General features: G+C 70.5%; 19 protein-coding genes. 11 read left to right on the forward strand and 8 right to left on the reverse strand.

Features of this window, described 5'->3' with window-relative positions; translation table 11 throughout:
- The first annotated feature begins 67 nt into the window (after positions 1 to 67).
- The 4 genes from H0B54_RS18390 to H0B54_RS18405 all read left to right on the forward strand — a co-directional run bounded on the left by H0B54_RS18390 (position 68) and on the right by H0B54_RS18405 (position 3,883).
- Entirely contained in the window at positions 68 to 973 is a 906-nt protein-coding gene (locus H0B54_RS18390; protein ID WP_188261532.1) for an efflux RND transporter periplasmic adaptor subunit, read from the forward strand.
- Positions 970 to 3,057 (forward strand): FUSC family protein, encoded by a 2,088-nt coding sequence (locus H0B54_RS18395; protein ID WP_188261533.1) that lies wholly within the window; start codon positions 970 to 972, stop codon positions 3,055 to 3,057. Before H0B54_RS18390 ends, H0B54_RS18395 begins: the two co-directional genes overlap by 4 nt.
- A complete protein-coding gene (locus H0B54_RS18400; protein ID WP_094306907.1) occupies positions 3,054 to 3,260 on the forward strand; it encodes a DUF1656 domain-containing protein in 207 nt (68 codons plus the stop codon). The genes H0B54_RS18395 and H0B54_RS18400 overlap by 4 nt, the downstream gene beginning before the upstream one ends.
- Positions 3,261 to 3,649: 389 nt before the next feature.
- Positions 3,650 to 3,883 carry a hypothetical protein gene (locus H0B54_RS18405; RefSeq protein ID WP_188261534.1) on the forward strand — a complete coding sequence of 78 codons (234 nt, stop codon included), beginning with the start codon at positions 3,650 to 3,652 and terminating at the stop codon, positions 3,881 to 3,883.
- On the opposite strand, the gene H0B54_RS18410 is transcribed toward H0B54_RS18405, so the two are convergent.
- A complete protein-coding gene (locus tag H0B54_RS18410) occupies positions 3,874 to 4,638 on the reverse strand; it encodes a glycosyltransferase family 2 protein (RefSeq protein WP_188261535.1) in 765 nt (254 codons plus the stop codon). The genes H0B54_RS18405 and H0B54_RS18410 overlap by 10 nt on opposite strands.
- 94 nt (positions 4,639 to 4,732) lie before the next feature.
- On the opposite strand from H0B54_RS18410, the gene H0B54_RS18415 reads away from it, so the two are divergent.
- Entirely contained in the window at positions 4,733 to 6,424 is a 1,692-nt protein-coding gene (locus tag H0B54_RS18415; RefSeq protein ID WP_188261536.1) for a tetratricopeptide repeat protein, read from the forward strand.
- Position 6,425: 1 nt separating this feature from the next.
- Here the strand turns inward: H0B54_RS18415 and H0B54_RS18420 are convergent, their stop codons facing one another.
- The 3 genes from H0B54_RS18420 to H0B54_RS18430 all read right to left on the reverse strand — a co-directional run bounded on the left by H0B54_RS18420 (position 6,426) and on the right by H0B54_RS18430 (position 9,550).
- Positions 6,426 to 6,671, reverse strand: coding sequence for a hypothetical protein (locus H0B54_RS18420; protein WP_094306863.1), 246 nt, complete (start codon positions 6,669 to 6,671; stop codon positions 6,426 to 6,428).
- Positions 6,672 to 6,785: 114 nt separating this feature from the next.
- Positions 6,786 to 8,948: an O-linked N-acetylglucosamine transferase family protein gene (locus tag H0B54_RS18425; RefSeq protein ID WP_188261537.1), complete on the reverse strand. Its 2,163-nt coding sequence runs from the start codon at positions 8,946 to 8,948 to the stop codon at positions 6,786 to 6,788.
- 59 nt (positions 8,949 to 9,007) lie between these two features.
- On the reverse strand, positions 9,008 to 9,550 hold the full coding sequence (locus H0B54_RS18430) for an RT0821/Lpp0805 family surface protein (protein WP_094306861.1): 543 nt from the start codon (positions 9,548 to 9,550) through the stop codon (positions 9,008 to 9,010).
- Positions 9,551 to 9,686: 136 nt separating this feature from the next.
- On the opposite strand from H0B54_RS18430, the gene H0B54_RS18435 reads away from it, so the two are divergent.
- From H0B54_RS18435 to H0B54_RS18455, 5 genes are all read left to right on the forward strand, one after another.
- Positions 9,687 to 11,303, forward strand: coding sequence for an acyl-CoA synthetase (locus H0B54_RS18435; RefSeq protein WP_188261538.1), 1,617 nt, complete (start codon positions 9,687 to 9,689; stop codon positions 11,301 to 11,303).
- 185 nt (positions 11,304 to 11,488) lie between these two features.
- Entirely contained in the window at positions 11,489 to 12,232 is a 744-nt protein-coding gene (locus H0B54_RS18440) for a sulfite exporter TauE/SafE family protein (RefSeq protein WP_114858023.1), read from the forward strand.
- A 91-nt stretch (positions 12,233 to 12,323) separates the two neighbouring features.
- Positions 12,324 to 13,028 (forward strand): ABC transporter ATP-binding protein, encoded by a 705-nt coding sequence (locus H0B54_RS18445; protein WP_094306858.1) that lies wholly within the window; start codon positions 12,324 to 12,326, stop codon positions 13,026 to 13,028.
- 92 nt (positions 13,029 to 13,120) lie between these two features.
- Positions 13,121 to 13,534 carry a MerR family transcriptional regulator gene (locus H0B54_RS18450; RefSeq protein ID WP_094306857.1) on the forward strand — a complete coding sequence of 138 codons (414 nt, stop codon included), beginning with the start codon at positions 13,121 to 13,123 and terminating at the stop codon, positions 13,532 to 13,534.
- Positions 13,485 to 13,913, forward strand: a complete 429-nt coding sequence (locus tag H0B54_RS18455; RefSeq protein ID WP_343068971.1) for a carboxymuconolactone decarboxylase family protein — start codon at positions 13,485 to 13,487, stop codon at positions 13,911 to 13,913. The genes H0B54_RS18450 and H0B54_RS18455 overlap by 50 nt, the downstream gene beginning before the upstream one ends.
- Before the next feature lie 3 nt (positions 13,914 to 13,916).
- Here the strand turns inward: H0B54_RS18455 and H0B54_RS18460 are convergent, their stop codons facing one another.
- Complete coding sequence (locus H0B54_RS18460; RefSeq protein WP_246472604.1) at positions 13,917 to 14,195, reverse strand: GNAT family N-acetyltransferase; 279 nt, start codon at positions 14,193 to 14,195, stop codon at positions 13,917 to 13,919.
- Positions 14,196 to 14,238: 43 nt separating this feature from the next.
- Positions 14,239 to 14,859 (reverse strand): trimeric intracellular cation channel family protein, encoded by a 621-nt coding sequence (locus tag H0B54_RS18465; RefSeq protein ID WP_246472605.1) that lies wholly within the window; start codon positions 14,857 to 14,859, stop codon positions 14,239 to 14,241.
- A 169-nt stretch (positions 14,860 to 15,028) separates the two neighbouring features.
- On the opposite strand from H0B54_RS18465, the gene H0B54_RS18470 reads away from it, so the two are divergent.
- Positions 15,029 to 15,727, forward strand: a complete 699-nt coding sequence (locus H0B54_RS18470) for a pirin family protein (RefSeq protein WP_188261540.1) — start codon at positions 15,029 to 15,031, stop codon at positions 15,725 to 15,727.
- Positions 15,728 to 15,766: 39 nt separating this feature from the next.
- Here the strand turns inward: H0B54_RS18470 and H0B54_RS18475 are convergent, their stop codons facing one another.
- Both H0B54_RS18475 and H0B54_RS18480 read right to left on the reverse strand, forming a co-directional pair.
- Positions 15,767 to 16,327 carry a hypothetical protein gene (locus tag H0B54_RS18475; RefSeq protein WP_094306853.1) on the reverse strand — a complete coding sequence of 187 codons (561 nt, stop codon included), beginning with the start codon at positions 16,325 to 16,327 and terminating at the stop codon, positions 15,767 to 15,769.
- A 58-nt stretch (positions 16,328 to 16,385) separates the two neighbouring features.
- Complete coding sequence (locus tag H0B54_RS18480; RefSeq protein ID WP_188261541.1) at positions 16,386 to 16,811, reverse strand: hypothetical protein; 426 nt, start codon at positions 16,809 to 16,811, stop codon at positions 16,386 to 16,388.
- Between the last annotated feature and the right edge of the window lie 3 nt (positions 16,812 to 16,814).

Genomic DNA, 16,814 nt, shown 5'->3' on the forward strand with positions numbered 1-16,814 from the left:
TCCCGCAGCGGCGGGATACGGAACGATCGCTCCCGGCCGCGCCGGTGGAGCGCAAGGACGAACCACGGTGAAACTCTTCTCCCTCCTCATTCGGATCACGGTCACGCTGGCCGTCACGCTGGGCGCCGTCGGCGGCGGCTGGTGGCTGTGGGATTACTACATGAACGAGCCCTGGACCCGCGACGGGCGGGTGCGGGCCGACGTGGTGCAGGTGTCCTCCGACGTCGCCGGGCTGGTGACGGAGGTGCGGGTCATCGACAACCAGGCGGTCCGCAAGGGCGACGTCCTGTTCGTCGTGGACCCCAGCCGTTACCGCCTCGCCGTCGATCAGGCCGGGGCCAATCTGGAAAGCGCCCGCGCCGAGCTGTCCTTCCGCAAGGCCGAGGCCGACCGTTACGCGCAGCTCGGCAACAACGTCGTCTCCACCGCCCAGAGGCAGGAGGTCGCTGCCGCCCAGGCGAAGGCCGCCGCCGCCGCCCGCCAGATGGAGGCGGCGCTCGACCTCGCCCGCTTCAACCTGGAGCGGACGGAGGTCCGGGCGACGGTCGACGGCTTCGTCACCAACCTTCAGCTCAAGGCCGGCAACTACGTGACGGCGGGCCAGCCGGTGGTCGCGGTGATCGACCGCCATTCCTTCTACGTCGTCGGCTATTTCGAAGAGACCAAGCTGCCGCGCATCCGCGTCGGCGACCCGGTCCGCGTCACCATCATGGGCGAGCCGGAGCGGCTGACCGGCCGGGTGGACAGCGTGACCCACGCCATCGTGGACCGCGACCGCACCGAAGGCGCCGGCCTGCTGCCCAACGTCAACCCGACCTTCAACTGGGTCCGTCTGGCCCAACGCATCCCCGTGCGCGTCGCGCTGGAGCAGGTGCCCGACCCCCGCGACCTCGTCGCCGGGCGCACCGTGACCGTCGAGGTGGTGCGGGAGACCGAGCAGGGAGCGCCCGCCAAGCGGGTGGCCGAGCAGTGAAGGCGCCCGCCCCGAAACTGGTCTCGCTGAACGAGGCGCTGTTCTCGGTCAAGGCCTTCGCGGCGGCCATGGCGGCGCTCTACATCGCCTTCTCCATGGGTTTGCCGCGGCCCTTCTGGGCGATGGCGACGGCCTACATCGTCTCCGGCCCGCTGTCGGGGGCGGTGCGGTCGAAGGCGGTCTTCCGCGTCGCCGGGACGGCGCTGGGCTGCGCCGGGGCGATCGCCCTGGTGCCGGCGCTGGCCGATTCGCCGGAGCTGCTGACCCTGGCGCTGGGGCTGTGGGTGGCGGTCTGCCTGTTCATCTCTCTGCTCGACCGCACGCCGCGCAGCTATCTCTTCATGCTGGCCGGCTACACCATCGGTCTGATTGGCTTCCCCGCGGTGACCGACCCGTCGACCATCTTCGACACCGGTCTGGCCCGCGTCGAGGAGATCCTGATCGGCATCCTCTGCGCCACCGTGGTGCACAGCGTGGTCTTCCCGCAGAGCGTCGGGCCGGCGCTGCTCGGCCGTCTGGACGCCACGCTGCGCGACGCGGAGCGCTGGACGCGCGAAGCCCTGTCGCGCGAGACGGCGCCGGAAGGGGCGGCCAACGCGCAGGAGCGCCAGAAGCTTGCCCGCGACATCACCGAGCTGCGCGTCATGGCGACCCATCTGCCCTACGACACGTCCGACGTGCGCTGGATGACGCGGGCGGTGCGGGCGATGCAGGACCGCATGGCCTATCTGCTGCCGCTGACCGCGGGCATCGAGGACCGGCTGGACGCTCTGCGCGGCCAGTTGCCCGCCGAGGTCTCCGTCCTGCTGGCCGATCTCGACCGCTGGGTGGGCGGCGAATCGGTTGGGGGGGAAGACGCGGAGGGCGGCGCCGACCGTCTGCGCGCGGAGATCGCCCGGCTGTCCCCGGCCATCGGCGAGGGCACCGGCTGGAAGGAGGCGACTCTTCTCAACCTGCTGACCCGGTTGCGGTCGCTGGTGGACATCCATCAGGACTGCCGCGACCTGCGGGCGCACATCCGCGACGGCAAGAGCAGCCTGCCGGAGCGTCTCGACCCGCTGACCCGCCGCCGCTCGCGCGACGTCTTCCATCTCGACGCCGGCATGGCGCTGTGGTCGGGCTTCGCGGCGCTGCTCGGGATCGCGGTGGTCTGCGCCTTCTGGATCGGCACCGGCTGGTCGTCGGGATCGGCGGCGGCGATGATGACCGCGGTCTTCTGCTGCTTCTTCGCCTCGCTGGACGATCCGGCACCGGGCATCCGGCTCTTCCTGGTCTTCACCCTGCTGTCGGTGCCGTTGGCCGCCTTCTACCTGCTGGTCGTGCTGCCGTCCTTCGACAGTTTCCCCATGCTGGTGCTCGGCCTCGCCCCGACCTTCCTGACGCTGGGGGTCTTCGTGGCGCGGCCGGCGACCATGGGCAAGGCGATGGCCCTGCTGATGGGGGTGGTCGGCTCGCTCAGCCTGCTCGACCTCGGGACGGGGGACTTCGCCTCCTTCCTCAACAGCAACGTCGCGCAGGTGGTGGGCATCGCCACGGCGCTGCTGGTCACCCAGCTCTGCCGCTCGGTCGGCGCGGCCTGGAGCGCCCGGCGGCTGCTCCGCGCCGGCTGGAGCGAGATCGCGGCGATGACCGCCGCCCGCTCCGGCATTCCGGTGGGCAGCTTCGAGAACCGGATGCTCGACCGGGTGGGGCTGCTGTCCTCCCGTCTGGCCCTGGCCGGTCCGCAGCAGGATCTGGCGGCGGCGGACGCGGTGAACGACCTGCGCGTCGGGCTGAACGTGGCGGAACTGCAACGCGCCCGCCGCGCGCTGGGCGGCCCGGCGGCGCCCCATGTGGCGCGGCTCCTGGGCGCGGTGGGGCAGCATTTCCGCGGACTGTCCAGCCGCCGCCTCGGCACGCCCCCGGCGGAGGTCCTGCCGATGATGGACGCCGCTTTGTCCAACCTGTCGGCCGAGCCGCGGTCGGCGGAGCGCGACCGGGCGGTCATCGCGCTGGCTGGGCTGCGCCGCGCGCTGTTCCCGCACCTGACCTTCGCCGCCCCCGACCCCTCCAGCGAATCGCTCCGCGAACCGGTGACCGCATGATCGGCGAGATCGACATCTACGGACTGTTCATCCCCCCGCTGCTGATCCTGGCGATCGTCGCCTGGTTCGTCTCGGGCCTGCTGCGGCGGGGCTTGCGCGCGGTGGGGTTCTACGGCTGGGTCTGGCACCCGCCGCTGTTCGATCTGGCGCTCTATGTGCTGGTGCTGAGCGCGCTGACGGCGCTGACCGCGTGGCTGCGGTAGGGGGGACGGCGGATCGGGGCGCTTATTGTTATGGACTTCCCTCCGACGCCCCGAACCACCTATTCCCATCCAAACCGTAAGGTTTAGAGACGTATCGGTTACCGGTGATATAACAGTTTGTCAAGCGACGGGACGGTTGGGGGCAGTTCCCTCTCCCGTCCCGGGAGAGGGCGGCCGCAAAGCGGCCGGGTGAGGGTCATGCGAGGATTAAACCACCAATCCTTGGCGGCACCCTCACCCTTCCCACGCTTCGCGCGGGTCCCTTCCCTCTCCCGGGGCGGGAGAGGGCTATCAATGCCGCCGCGCCTTGGCGTCTCTGTGAGCGACAACGGTTGGACGGACCCGCCTCCGCCTTGCCGGTGGGGTGCTGGTTGCGGTACATACCGGACATGGTTGAAACGCGACGCACCGGTGACCGCTCCAACGAACCGATCCGCTCCGAGGTCGGGGGCGGGCGCGTCGCGTCGCCCGGTTCGGTCGGCGTCCGCAATCGGGCGGAGCAGGTTGGCGGCGGGCGCCAGCGCATCCCCACCGTCCGTGAACTGGCCAGCCTTCTGGTCAACGGCATCCTGACGCTGCCGCGCAATTACCGCCGCGGCATGTATCTCGACGTTCAGGTCTGACCCACCCCACCCCCGGTGTAAGGCGCAACCTCCGGTCCGAACAGGCGTTCCAGCAGCAGGGACGGCAACTCGTATTGCGGCAGGCACAGGCTGGTGCTGCGGGCGTGCAGGGTGTGCAGGCACAGCCCATCGGCGTCCGGAAAGGCGGCGAAGCGGAAGCGCTCCCGCGCCGCCTTCATGAAAGGGGTGTCCTCGCAGGCGTTGACCGGCGGGAAGCGCACCGCTTCCCACACCGACCGCCGGTAGGCGTAGGAAAAGCCGTAGCCCAGCAGATTGTCGTCGGACGGCGGCGTCTCCGGCGCCTCCACATAGGTGCGGGTCGTCCGGCCCCAGCGATGGTGGGAGCCGCCGCGCGCCGTGTCCCAATAGCCGAAGGTCCCGTGCACCGCGCTGTGCAGGAACCAGCCGGACAGGGTCACCGCGTCGTGGCCCGCCCCCAGCCAGCCGAGCAGCCGCTCCACATAGTGGGGCGCATAGAAATCGTCGTCGTCGAAATGGACGATGATCTCGCCGCGCGCGTGCTCGGCCAGGATGTTCCGCTTCTCCCCGATGGCGTAGCGGCGCGGTGCGTAGAAGTACTTCAACCGCGGCCCGGCGAGCGGCTGGAGATAGGCGGACGGGCGCGGGCTGTCGTCGAACACCAGCCATTCGATGTCGGGGACGGTCTGCGACAGGACGCGGGCGTGGCACAGCGGCAGGAAGGCTTCCCGTCCCCAGCTTGGCGTGATGACGCTGACGAGCGGCCGGTCGGCCATGGTCTCTCCTTAGCAACGGCGATCAGCAACTTATGGCGCCCCCGACCGCGGCGCCGCATGGACTCCGGCCCGGCGGCGCGTGTAGACAGGCGGCATGGTGACACTTCGGGATGCCCTGGCCGCCGCGGTCGGCCACCATCAGGCGGGCCGGCTGGACGCGGCCCGGCCCCTCTATCATAGCATCCTGCGCAGCCAGCCGGGCCATCCCGACGCGCTTCACCTGCTGGGTGTTCTGGAAAGCCAGAGCGGCCGCCCGCGCGCGGCGCTGCCGCTGCTGCGCCGCGCCGTGGCGCTGCTGCCCGGCGACGCGGATTTCCTCGGCAATCTGGCGCGAACCCTGCGCGCGGCGGAGCAGCCCGACGCGGCGGAGCGCGCCTTCGCCCGCACGGCGGCGCTCGACCCCACGGATGTCCAGGCCGCTTTCACGCTGGGCTCCCTGCGGCTGGAGCGAGGGAACGCGGCGGGCGCCGCGGCGGCCTTCGCCCAGGCGCTGGCCCGGCGACCCGATTTCGCGGAGGCCCGCATCAACCGCGCCAACGCGCTGGCCGCGCTGGGCCGGCCGAAGGACGCGGCACGGCTGCGCCGGCAGGCGGTGGCCCTGGCGCCCGCCCATCCCGACGCGCTCCACAACGCCGCGGTGAGCGCGCTCGCCGACGCCGGGCTGGACCGCCCGCTGTCGCACGCCCGGCGCCTCGACCCGGAACGGGTGGAACGCGCGGTCGGCGCCCTGGTCCATGCCCTGGTCGCCGATCCCCATCATGGAGCGGCGGCGGACGCGCTGATCGGAGCGGCGCTGGCGCTCGTCCAGGCCGGGCAGGCGCCGGACAAGCTGCTGGACCGTGCCGCCCGCACCGCCCTGACGGTCCTGCGCCGGAACCCGCGCGACACGCGGGCGGCGGCCGTGATCGCCTACCGCTTCTACCGGCGGGGACGGACGGATCTCGGCAGCCGCTTCATGCGGCGCGTCTCCGGGCGCTTCACCGCGGCGGAGGTGGCGGCGGATTTCGAACTGCGCCTGTGGTCGATGGTGCGGGCCGGGCGCCACGCGCTGGACGGGCTGCCTGACGCCGACTCTCTGCTCGACGCCTTTCCCCCGCTGGAGTTGCTGGCGGAGCCGCCGGCGGGGAGAGGGCCGTTGCTGGTGGTGTCCTGCGACGATGGATACTACCGGCGCTTCGCCACGGGCCTGCTGGATTCGGTGGAGGCGGCGGGCGGCGGCGCGGCGGTCCATGTCCATGTCCATGTCGTGAACCCCTCGCCTGAGACCCTGGCCGATCTCGCCCGGCGGCGGGAACGCCTGCCGCTGGGCACCAGCCGGGAGGACTTGGACTTCACAGGTTGGGACGACCACCGGCGGACCACCTACTACGCCTGCATCCGCTTCCTGCGCTGGCACCAGCTCATGACGCGCTGGGAGCGGCCCTTGCTGCATCTGGACGCCGACTGCACGCTGGCCGGGGGACTGGATGCGCTGGCGGCGCGGCTGGAGGGGGCCGACGTCGCGCTGCTGCGCGACGCTCGCTGGCGCGGCCCGACGCGGGAGATCACCGTCTGCTTCGCCGCCTTCCGGCCGACCCCCCGAGGGCAGGCTTTCCTGGCGCTGACCGCGGCCTACATCGCGGCCTTTCTGCGGGAGGGGCGCGGGTACTGGATGCTGGACCAGGCCGCGCCCTTCGCGGTGCTCGACGCGCTGCAGTGGCGGGGGGAGCGGCGGGAGGATGGATTGCGGGTGCGCTGGTTCGACGTCCTGGACTTTCCCTGGGTCCGCTTCATCGGGGAAAAGTGACTCAGCAGGGAAGCCGGGCGCAGCGTCCCTCCGGGCAGTCACGGCAGCATTGCCCGCAGATGTCGTCCAGATCGACGGCGATGCCGTGCCGCTTGAGAATTCCCTGGGCGTAGGCTGTGTAGAGACGCGCCAGTGCCCGCCGGTTGGCGGCCACCGTCTTGGCGGTCAGCGCTTCCGGCGCCAGCATCGCAGCGATGGCCTGCTCCACATCCTCGATGGCCGTGCGGACAGCCGACAGGTTCAGCATCCAGGACTCCCTGGGCGTCACGACCCTTGATGAATCTGATATATAACATGTGACGAAAATGCGGTGACTAAACAACCCCAAATTTAGGGTGTGAGGCTGTCCTATCCGGAAAGGCTAGGTGTCCTTCATCAGGGCTCGCAGAGACTTTGCCAGCGCCTCGGCCAAAGTTCGCCCGTTGCAGAGCGGTCCAGCCGCCATGCGCGGGCGCAGGGTCCGGCGCAGTTCCGCCAGTCGCGCCGGGTCGGCGGCCCAGCCGGCGGCAAGGTTCACATAGTCCGCCGGGTCGCGGGCGACGCAGCCCTCCACCCCCGCCACGCTCAGAAAAGCCAGGGAATGGCGGCTGGAGAAGGTGTCGCCGGGCAGAGTGACGACCGGCACGCCCATCCACAGCGTCTCCAGCGTCGTCGTGCTGCCGGCGAAGGGGAAGGGGTCCAGCGCCACGTCCACGCGGGAACACCAGCCCATATGCTCCCGGCTGCCGGTCGCCCCGGCCAGGATCAGCCGCTCCGGCGCGATGCCCGCCGCGCCCAGCCGTCCGCGCCACTGGGCGGCGGTCTCGGGGCAGGACAGCGCCTTGGTCTTCAGCAGCAGGCGCGACTCGGGCACCCGGTCGAGCAGGGCGGCCCAGGTGGAGAGAACCTCGTCCGTCAGCTTGGTCAGGATGTTGAAGACGCCGAAGGTGACGGGCTGGCCGGTCAGGCAGGGCGGCGGGCCGGGCTCCGGGGCGTCCGGCGGCGGGTCGTAGGCGATGAAGGCGCCGGGCATGCGCAGGATGCGCTCGGTGTAAAAGCGCTCCGCCCCCTCCGGCACATGGTGGGCGTCGGCGACCAGCGCGTCCATGGCGGCAAGGCCCGTGGTCGCCATGTAGCCCGACCAAGCGACCTGGACCGGCGCCGGCTTGCGCGCGAAGACTCCCAGCCGCCCGCGGGCGTTGTGCCCGGCGAGGTCGATCAGCGCGTCCGGACGGTCGTTCCGGATCAGCGTTGCAAGTTCAGCGTCGGTCCGGTCGGCGACCGGCACCCAGCGCGCCGCCGCGGCGCGGAAGCGGTCGGTCAGGTCGTCCGCCTCCATCTGGTTGGCGTAAAGGGTCAACTCGACGCCGAAGTCCGGCAGCGCCTCCACCGCCCGCACCGCGAACTGGCCCGCCGGATGGCGGCGGAAGTCGCCGGACAGGATGCCGACGCGCAGCGGGCGGGAGTCGTCCCGAACCGCCGGAGCGCGCGGCGCCCATTCGGCGCGCAACGGCGCCCCGTGCACGGCGTCCCAGCCGCGGTGCGCCTCCAGCACGCGGGCCAGCGTCACGCCGGTCCGGAACAGCTCCAGATAGGCGAGGTTGGAGCGCACCTCCGCCAGATCGGGCCGCAGCGCCAGCGCGCGGCGGTAGCCGGCCTCCGCCCCGTCCAACTCGCCCTGCGTCTGGCGGACCAGCGCGAGATTCGCGTGGGCCTCCGCCAGATCGGGGCACAGGGCAGCGGCCCGGGCGTAGGCGCGGGCGGCTTCGGCCAGACGGTTGCGCTTCTGCAGCGCGTCGCCCCGCCGCAACGCGGCCTCGGCGAAGTCGGGTCGCGCGCGTTCAGCGCGGCGGGCCGCCTGTTCGGCGTCGGGGGGGGCGTCGAGGGCCAGCCGGGCGGCCGACAGGTTGGCGAGCGCCGTGGCGTGGTCGGGGCGCAACGCCAGCGCGCGGCGCAAGGCCCGCTCCGCCTCCGCCGCCCGGCCGCGTTGCAACATCAGCGAAGCCCGGTTGGCGTGCGCCTCCACGAAACCGGGATCGTCGGCCAGCGCAGCGCGGAAGGCGTCGTCCGCCTCGGCCAGCCGGCCGAGCGCCGTCAGCGTGTTGCCGAGGTTGAAGCGCGCCCGCGCGTAGCCGGGGCGCAGCGCGGCGGCCTGCCGGTAGGCGTCCGCCGCCGCCTCCAACCGGCCCAGCCGGTCCAGCGCGTTTCCGAGGTTGTAGTGGGCCTGCGCGAAGGCCGGGCGCAGGCGGATCGCCGCGCGATGGGCCTCCGCCGCCTCCGCCGCCCGGTCCAGGGCGCGCAGCGCGCTGCCCAGGTTGTCGTGATAGTCGGCCACGGTCGCGTCGGCGCGGAGGGCGGCGCGGATGCGCGGCTCGGCCTCCGCCGGGTGTCCGGCCTGGAGATAGACGACGCCCAGCAGATGCAGCGCGTCGGGGTGGTCGGGCAGCGTGTCGAGGACCGCCTGATAGCCGGCGGCGGCCTGCGCCAGCCGGCCGGCCTGATGATGGGCCAGCGCCGCGGCCAGCACGTCCTTGATCGTCGCCATGCCCGACTGTCTAGAGCATTTCCCCGCATGGTTGAAGGCGTATGGTTGAAGGGGCCGTCTCAGCTCATCATGCGCCATCTTCCGTCCGGCTGGCGGCAGGCGGTGCCGTAGCCCTGCTGGAGCTGGCCGCCGACCACGATGCTGGTCTGGAACTCCCGGCACGGCTCGCCGTAGGGGCCGGTGCCGTCGCGGGTCGGGGTGTAGCTCCCCCAATTGCCGGTCTCCGGGTTGTTCCATTGCACGGTGGCGCCGGTCGGCGCCATGTAGGCCTGCCCCGCCGCCTGCTGCGCGTAAGCGATGTCGGCGCGGTCCATCGACTGGCCGGCGGCGTTGCCGAGCGCGGCGCCGAGCAGGGTGCCGACGCCGACCGCCACCAGCTTGCCGGTGCCGCCGCCGAAGCGCGACCCGGCGAGGCCGCCGACCACGCCGCCCAGCAGCGTGCCCGCCGTCGCCTTGTTGCCATAGCCGGGGGCGTAGCCGCCCCCGTAATTGGCCCCATACCCGCCGCCATACCCGTAGCCATAGGGGCTGGCGCAGCCGGCCAGCAGGCCCACGGACAACACAACCGCAACGATCCCCTTGGCCTTCATGTCGAACCCCACGGAACGGAACCTGTGTTCATGAACATGGCTGCCCCGCAAACTATTCCGTCCACGTGACGGACCGCCGCCGTTGCCCCTATGATGAAGGAAATGGCCGCGCCCAAGCGGCCGGCAAGAACCTGCCGGGAGGAAAAGCATGCTGCCGGAAGCGGACAGCTACGAGGGATTGCGCGACCGTTTCGTCTGGTCGGTGCCGGAGCGTTACAACATCGGCGTGGACGTCTGCGACAAGTGGGCGGAGCGCGATCCGGACCGCACCGCCCTGATCCACAAGCGCCGCGACGGCGCGGTGGAGACCTACAGCTTCGCCGACATCCGCCGCCTGTCGAACCGCCTCGCCAACGCGCTGGCCGCCCACGGGGTGGCGCGCGGCGACCGCGTGGGCATCCTGCTGCCCCAGGCGCCGGAGACCGCGGTCAGCCACGTCGCCGTCTACAAGATGGGCGGCGTCGCCGTCCCCCTCTTCTCCCTGTTCGGGGTGGAGGCGCTGGAATACCGCCTCGGCAATTGCGGGGCGCGGGCGGTGGTGACCGACGCCGTGGGTGCGGCCAAGATCGCCCAGATCCGCGACCGCCTGCCCGAGCTGAAACTCGTTCTGCGCATCGACGAGGCCGGGGAGGGCGAACTGGACTGGCACGCGCTGGTCGAGGCCGCGTCGGAGGATTTCACGCCGGTCGATACGGCGGCGGACGACCCGGCGGTCATCATCTACACCTCCGGCACCACCGGCCAGCCGAAGGGGGCGCTGCACGCGCACCGGGTGCTGCTCGGCCATCTGCCGGGGGTGGAGATTTCCCACGACCTGTTCCCGCAGCCGGGCGACCGCATCTGGACCCCGGCGGACTGGGCCTGGATCGGCGGCCTGCTCGACGTGCTGATGCCCGCCTGGCACCACGGCGTGACCGTCGTCTCCCACCGCTTCGAGAAGTTCGACGCGGAGGAGGCCTTCCGCCTGATCGCCGATTTCCAGGTGCGCAACGCCTTCCTGCCGCCGACCGCGCTGAAGATGATGCGCGCGGTGAAGGACCCGCAGACGCGGTGGAATTACAGCATGCGCTCCGTCGCCAGCGGCGGCGAGACGCTGGGGGCCGAGCTTCTCGACTGGGGCCGCCAGACCTTCGGGCTGACCATCAACGAGTTCTACGGCCAGACCGAGTGCAACATGATCGTGTCCTCCTGCGCCACGGTCATGCCGCCCAAGCCCGGCGTCATGGGCCGCCCGGCGCCCGGCCACGACGTGGCGGTGATCGACGGGCAGGGCAACCGCCTCGCCCCCGGCGAGTTGGGGCTGATTGCCGTTCGTCGCCCGGACCCGGTGATGTTCCTGCAATACTGGAACAACCCGGAGGCCACCGCCGCGAAGTTCATCGGCGACTGGCTGGTCACCGGCGACCAGGGCGAGTTGGACGCGGACGGCTACATCCGCTTCGTCGGACGGGACGACGATGTCATCACCTCGGCGGGGTACCGCATCGGCCCCGGCGAGATCGAGGATTGCCTGATCGGCCATCCCGCCGTCCGCATGGCCGCCGTGGTCGGTGTGCCCGACCCTTTGCGCACCGAGATCGTGAAGGCCTTCATCGTCCTCCAGGACGGCGTGCGCCCCAGCGACGAACTGGCGGCGGAAATTCAGGCCCATGTGAAGACCCGCCTCGCCGCCCACGAATACCCGCGCGCCGTGGAGTTCGTGGACAGCCTGCCGATGACGACCACGGGCAAGATCATCCGCCGTGAGTTGAGGGGAAGGGGGTAGGCTTCCCAAACCCCTCTCCCGTCCCGGGAGAGGGAGGGACCCGCCGCACAGCGGCGGGAGGGTGAGGGTGCAGCCAAGAATACGGTACCGATCCTCGTGCGACCCTCACCCGGCGCCTTCGGCGCCACCCTCTCCCGAGGCGGGAGAGGGACGAAAAACAACAAGAAACGAAAACGACCCGAACGATGGTGACGACATCCCTGCTCCTGCTCGCCGCGGCCTTCCTGGCCGGGGCGATGAACGCCGTTGCCGGCGGCGGCAGCTTTCTCACGCTTCCCGCGCTGATCTACGCCGGGGTCCCGCCCGTCGCGGCGAACGCCACCGGCACGGTGGCGCTGCTGCCCGGCTACGCCAGCGGCGTCTACGGCTACCGCCACGACCTGGAGCCGGTGGGAGGCGTCGGGCTGGTCACGCTGTCGGTGGTCAGCCTGACCGGCGGGCTGATCGGGGCGGCGCTGCTGCTGGTGACCCCGGATTCGGTGTTCCGCAGCATCGTTCCCTGGCTGCTGCTGGTCGCCACGGCGCTGTTCGCCTTCGGCGGGATGCTGGCGGCCCGGCTGCGGGCGGTGGGGCTGCACGGGACGGGGGCGATGCTCGCCACGCTGTTCGCGGTGTCGGTCTATGGCGGCTACTTCAACGGCGGCCTCGGCATCCTGCTGCTGGCGCAGCTGAGCCTGTTCGGGATGACCAACCTGAACGCCATGAACGCGCTGAAGAACCTGTTCTCCGCCGTGCTGACCGCCATTGCGGTCGCCGCCTACGCGGTCGGGGGGGCGGTGGAGTGGTCCTACGCCGCGCTGATGACCGTCGCGGCGGTGGCCGGCGGCTATGTCGGGGCGCGGGTCGGACGGAAGATCCCCTCGCGCATCCTGCGCGCGGGCATCATCGCCGTGGGTCTCGCGATGAGCGTCCTGTTCTTTCTGAAGTAGGGCGGGCTGAAGCAAAAGCCGTTCGGTTCCGGCGGCGCCTGCGCTAAGGTGGCGGCCCTTCTCCCAAGGCCGCCACGACGCAAGACCCCGCATGCTGACCGTATCCGACCTCGACCTCTTCTACGGCGACGCCCAGGCGCTCGACGGCGTGTCCATCGCGGTGGCGGAGGGCACGACGACGGCCATCGTCGGCGCCAACGGGGCGGGCAAGACCTCGCTGATCCGCACCATCTCCGGCATCCTGAAACCGGCCCGCGGCACCATCCGCTTCCGCGGCAAGGACATCGCCGGCCTGCCCAGCCACGTCGTCTGCGATCTCGGCATCGGGCAGGTGGCGGAGGGGCGGCAGATCTTCCCGACGCTCAGCATCCGTGAGAATCTGGAGATGGGCGCCGTCATCCCGCGCGCCCGCGCCGGGGCGAAGGAGACGTTCGAACGCGTCCTGACCCTCTTCCCCCGCCTGCAGGAACGGCTGGAGCAGGCCGCCGGCACCCTGTCGGGCGGCGAGCAGCAGATGCTGGCCATCGGGCGCTGCCTGATGGGCAAGCCCGACCTGATCATGTTCGACGAGCCGTCGCTCGGCCTCTCCCCGACCATGGTGCAGGAGCTGTTCCGCACCATCCGCGCCCTGGCCGCCGAGGGCATGACGATCATCCTGGTCGAACAGAACGTCGCCGCCTCGCTGAAGTTGGCGCAGCGCGCCTATGTGCTGGAGAACGGGCGCGTCGTTCTGGCCGGCACGGGCGAGGAACTGTTGGCCGATCCCGCGGTGAAGCAGGCTTATCTGGGCCTGTGAGGCGTCGGCGGTCGCGATGGCGGAATCACTCTTGACTTAGAGCGCGCTCGAACCCGTAGCGTCCCGTGCATCATGATGAGAAGCAGACGCGCATGAAGATCGGAGACCTCGCGAGACGTTCGGGACTGACGGCCCACACCATCCGCTACTATGAGCGGATCGGGCTGCTGCCCTATGCCGACCGGAACCAATCCCGCCACCGCGATTACGACGCCTCGATCTTGACCTGGATTGAATTCCTCGGCCGTCTGAAGACGACCGGCATGCCAATTCGCGACATGCTCCGCTATGCGGCGCTTCGCGAGGAGGGTGCCGGGACCGAGGCGGAACGGCGGGCGTTGCTGGAGCAACACCGCGAGCGCGTGCGCGCGCAGGTCGATGAACTGAACGCCTGTCTTCTCGTCCTCGATACCAAGATCGACGGTTATGTCGAAACGGAACAGAGGAAGAATGACGATGACGCACCTGTCCAGAATCGAATCCGGGGTCGAAGAAAGCCGGCTTGAGCGCGGGCAACGGGCGCTTGCCGAAATCGACGGCGAGGCCGGCCATAAGGTCGTGGCGGCGCTTGCCGACATCGCGCCGGACTTCGCGACCTATCTGTTCGAATTTCCCTTCGGCGACATCTATTCGCGGCCCGGACTCGATCTGCGCTCGCGCGAGATTGCCACCATCGCGGCGCTTGCCGCCATGGGGAACGCAGCACCTCAGCTCAAGGTGCACATCGAGGCCGGATTGAACGTCGGGCTGACCCGCGACGAGATCGTCGAGATCCTCATGCAGATGGCGGTCTATGCGGGGTTCCCGGCCGCTCTCAACGGGCTGTTCGCGGCCAAGGAGGTGTTTGCGGCGACCGACGGGCAACGGCCGCAGGGACCGTCATGAGACCTACCGCGCCAGCAGGTCGTGATGCTCGCGGTGACGGTGCATCCAGTTGGCGGCGTAGCCGCAGATCGGGACGATGGTCAGCCCCTCCGCGCGGGCGATGGCCATCACCCCCTCCAGCAGCCGCCCGGCGGCCCCGGTGCCGCGCAGGGACGGCGGAGCCTCCACATAGGGGATGTGCAGGATGTTGCCGCGGCGGCGGTAGGTCGCGAAGACCGTCTGGCCGTTCACGTCCAGTTCGAACCGGCTCATGGCCGGGTTGTCGGTCACGGTGTCGCTCATGCCCATTCCAACAGCCGAAGCCTGAGGTTGTTCGCAACGAATATTAGGAACCGGGGGCGCGCGGCGCGCTCCAGCCGCGCAGCACGCTGACCACCCGCAGCAGGAAGGCCGCCGCCGCCCCGGCGATGGCGACCGGTGCCTTCGGCAGGTCCAGCATCGCCCCGCCGATGACGATCGCCGCGCCCAGCAGAGCCGCCACCGCGTAGATCTCCTCGCGCAGCACGCGCGGCACCTCGGCCACCAGCACATCGCGCACCAGCCCGCCGCCGCAGGCGGTCAGCACGCCCAGCAGGATGGCGGGCAGCGGACCCAGCCCATAGGCCAGCGCCTTGCCGCAGCCGGCCACCGCGAAGATGCCGAGGCCCGCCGCGTCCAGCACCATCACCGGCTTGACCAGCCGGTTGATGAAGGGGTGGAAGAAGAAGGCGAACAGGCCCGAGGCCAGCGCCGTGATCAGGTAGCGTTCGTCCTGCATGGTGGCCGGCGGAATCGCCCCGATCAGCAGATCGCGCAGCACGCCGCCGGCCAGCGCGGTGACCAGCGCCAGCACCATCACGCCGAAGATGTCCAGACGGTGCCGCACGGCCAGCGTCCCTCCCGTCAGCCCGAAGATGAAGATCCCGGTCAGGTCCATGGCGAGGAGGAGGGGCGAAACATCGGTCATGATGGCGGTCGGCGAAGCTGGTTCAGGGGAGCCGCCATCATAGCCGTTTGTTGCGTCTCATGGAACAGATAAGCCGCAACTCCGGCAATTGTTGTTTTGCGGAAACGGGAGCACATTCCTCTCCAGACGAGGGGCCACAGCGCCTCACAAGGGAACAGGAGGAGCAGAGATGATCACGATCCGCAACCGCGACGAACGGGGCGCCGTCAACATGGGCTGGCTGAACAGCAAGCACAGCTTCTCGTTCGGCCATTACTACGACCCGGCCCATATGGGCTTCCGCGCGCTGCGCGTCATCAACGACGACCGCGTGATCCCCGGCGCCGGCTTCCCCACCCACGGGCACGCCGACATGGAGATCGTGTCCTATGTGCTGGACGGCGCGCTGGAGCACAAGGACACGCTGGGCACCAGCTCCGTCATCCGCCCCGGCGAGGTGCAGCGGATGAGCGCCGGGTCGGGCATCCGGCACAGCGAGTACAACGCGTCCAAGAAGGACCCGGTGCACTTCCTGCAGATCTGGATCCTTCCCAACGAGGAGGGGATGGTCCCCGGCTATGAGCAGAAGGCCTTCGAGCGGGAGGAGAAGCAGGGGCGCCTGCGCCTCGTCGGCTCCCAGGACGGGCGCGACGGCAGCGTGACCATCCACCAGGACGTGGACCTCTACGCCACGCTTCTGGACGAGGGCGACAGCGTGACCCACGAGCTGCGTCCGGGCCGCCACGCCTGGGTGCAGGTCGCCCGCGGTCAGGTCCGGCTGAACGGCGCGGTCCTGAAGGAGGGCGACGGCGCCGCGATCAGCAATGAAAGCGCCCTGACGCTGGACGGCGTGGTCAGCGCCGAGGTGCTGCTGTTCGATCTGGCCTGACGAGCGGAAGGCCCTTGCCCCATCGCGGGGCGGGGGCCCTCACATCCCCTGCGGGGCGGCTAGGCGGATGCCCATGCGGCGCGCTTCCAGCATGAAGGCGCGGGTCATCTGCACGAGGTCCGTCCGCCAGTAGAGCTGCTCCAGCGGGTTGTCGAGGAAATCCTCGGGCAGCATGGCGTAGCAGTAGGTCTCCACCACGCGCCGGTCGGGCTGCCAGGGGTCGGCGCCGTCACGCCAGCCGATGGTCCAGCCGGCGTGGCCGGCGCCGATGGCCCAGCGCTCGAAATGCGGGGAGATGGTGGCGCTGGCCACCGGATCGGCGACCGGCACCTGATAGATCGCCACGAAGCGGCGGACGTTCAGTTGCAGCCGCATCACCAGCGATTCGTCGAAAGCGTCCACGCGGTACAGGCAGTCGGACGCCCCCTCGACATGGCTGAAGCGCACCGCGGCCCGCCGTGCCGCCTCCAGCGTCAGGCCGGACGGCTGGTCGGCCAGCGGCGGCGATTCATAGTCCACGGCGCGCAGCGCCTCCACCATGTCGCCGGTCAGGAAAAGGCGGATGCGCTGCTGCGCCTCGTCGATGGTCAGGCGGGTCATCGCGGGGTCGGTGTCCTCTGTTTCCGGTGCCAGGACAACAGGCCGGAGCCCGCTTGGTTCAGGGCTCCACGTAGCCCAGCACGCGCAGGCGCACGTCATGCGCCCGCGGGTCGCGGTCGAAGAACAGGCCGCCTTTCTGTTCGGACCCGGCGGGCACATAGTCGAACTCGGCCACCGAGGTTTCGAGCGCCTCGTCGCCCGCCATCAGCTGGCCCTCCACCTGGACCTTCGCGCCGGTCTTGCCGCCGTCGTTGGTGACCCGGATGTGGGCGAGCCAGCGTGGGCCGGCGGGAACCACTTCCTCCACCATGGCGGTGATCACCGGGGGGCCGTTGCCGCGGGTGATCCCCTCGTAACCCAGCACCCCGACCGACCCCAGGAACAGCAGCAGCCCCAGCCCCGACGAGATCCAGGCCAGCCGCGACACCGAGGCGCTGCCGTCCTCGTCTCTGGAAGCAACGTCGTTTTCCCGAATGTCGGCCATTGG

Origin of the sequence: Azospirillum tabaci, assembly GCF_014596085.1 — a bacterium.
GTDB lineage: Bacteria > Pseudomonadota > Alphaproteobacteria > Azospirillales > Azospirillaceae > Azospirillum > Azospirillum tabaci.